We start from the raw sequence: 1,777 nt of genomic DNA, 5'->3' as shown, positions 1-1,777 counted from the left end.
GTAAGAAGAAGACCCGTTCCGGCAACCCCGCCAAGGCAGCACAGGAGCTGCGCGAGGCCGAGGAGCGCCGCAAGAACAAGGCCTCGGTGCCGGCGGGCAGCGCGTTCGGCGCCCCGCAGGACGGCCAGGACTTCGATCCGTCGGCGCTGAACCTGCCCAAGGGCTTCGAAAAGTTCCTCGGCAAGTAGCCGCAGAGGCAAGCATCCGGCATGCCAGGTGCCCCGTCGATAGTCGGCGGGGCCCTTGCGTTGAACGGGCGCTGGACAAGCTGGGCCGGTAGGGTAATGCTGAAACGTTTTAACACTGCTGCAGACGTCGTCGTATGCCGGTGGGACCCACCCCGGCCGACCGCACACATTGGTGGCACCGGAGGCAAGATGCGTCCCGCCCCCGGCGTCGCCGGGGCAGCGCAGCGAAGGAGATTTGTGGCAGACCAGGCACTTAGCGGCGAGGACGACGCTCGGTCGGGAACGCGCGGGGCAATCGTCGCGGTGATCGTGCGAAGTGTCGGCGGCTCGGTGGTGCTGGTGAATGGCGCCGACGGAATCAAACTCCCGACGGCGCGGGTCCGGCCCGGCGAAGATCCGCGTGCCGCCGCCGCCCGCGTGCTGTTTGAATCCTCCTTGCCCGTGCCCCCGGGGCGCATCCTGGCAGTCGATTACCAGCCGGTCGCCCTGGTGGCGACAGACGGCCCGGAAGCCACCGAAGCCATCACCTTTGTGTACGACGGCGGAACGTACGACGGCGGTGCTCTCGCCGCGGGCGCAGGAGGACAAGCGGTCTTCCTGCCCGTCGACCAGGCCGAAGCCGTTCTGGACGTAGCGCAAGCCGCCCTGCTGACCGCCGGACTGCGCGCCCACGAACTGCTCACCGTCGTCGAGCTGCGCAGCGGGCTGATACTGCCGACAGCGCAACGCGATGTTCCCGAACGTGAACTCGCCCCGCAGGTCCCGGAATCCCAGGCCACCGGCGAATCGAAGGGAACTGTGGGCTCCGGCGTTTAGTATTTCTCCCATGGCAGTCAGAGGCAGCGGAGAGCGGGTGGTCTTTGTTCACGGTACCGACAGCTTCGGGGCTGCCGCCTGGCCCCACCAGCATCGGCTCGCCGGTCGCTACGACTGCCTGTTCCTCCGCCGCCACGGGTTTGACCCGCAAGCCGAACCCCTGCCGACGGACTTCGACGAAGATGCCCGGATTGTAGGCAGCCACCTCGGATCCGGTGCCCATGTGGTGGCGCACGCACAAGGCGCCATCGCCGCGATGATGGCCGCCGTCGAGCACCCCGGCATGGTGCGTTCGCTGACCTTGTTTGAACCGGCGTGCTTGTCTTTGACGGCGGACCTGCCGGCCACCCGTGCCTATCGGGAACGGCTGGAGCCCTTGTTTGACGCCCGCCGCGAGCTGACGGACGGGGAATACCAGCGTGCATTCGTCCGGTTGGTGGTGGGCGCTGAAGCGCTGCCGCTGGCCACTGCCGCGGACCGGACACAAGCGAAGCGGGTCCGCCTGCAGTCCCCGCCGTGGCAGGCGCCGCTGCACATCGTTCCGGGCCTGCCCACGCTGGTGGTCACCGGCGGATGGGAACCGCTCTACGAGGAAGTAGCCGAATATCTGGCAGGTACCGGCGCCATCCACCGGCACGCCGGCGGGCACCACCGCCCCCAGGACACGGACCAAGGCCACGCTCTGTTGGCAGCCTTCCTAGCCGGGGCGTCGCTGCCGGACTGATCAGAGGTTGCTAGCGTTGAGCTATGAACCAAACAGGCTGGGAACCGGC

At 67.9% G+C, this 1,777-nt stretch carries 2 protein-coding genes and 1 pseudogene; all 3 read left to right on the top strand.

Annotation, left to right across the window (positions count from 1 at the left end; genetic code table 11):
• Window positions 1–188, top strand: a pseudogene (locus tag AC5RWT_RS37040) (signal recognition particle protein); the annotation flags it as partial.
• A 237-nt stretch (window positions 189–425) separates the two neighbouring features.
• Window positions 426–1,004, top strand: coding sequence for an NUDIX hydrolase (locus AC5RWT_RS37035; protein WP_494084563.1), 579 nt, complete (start codon window positions 426–428; stop codon window positions 1,002–1,004).
• 10 nt (window positions 1,005–1,014) lie between these two features.
• Entirely contained in the window at window positions 1,015–1,728 is a 714-nt protein-coding gene (locus AC5RWT_RS37030) for an alpha/beta fold hydrolase (protein WP_494084562.1), read from the top strand.
• Window positions 1,729–1,777: the final 49 nt, after the last annotated feature.

Source organism: Arthrobacter sp. Dra40, from assembly GCF_059091905.1.
This window is presented reverse-complemented; position numbering and strand designations above follow the sequence as displayed.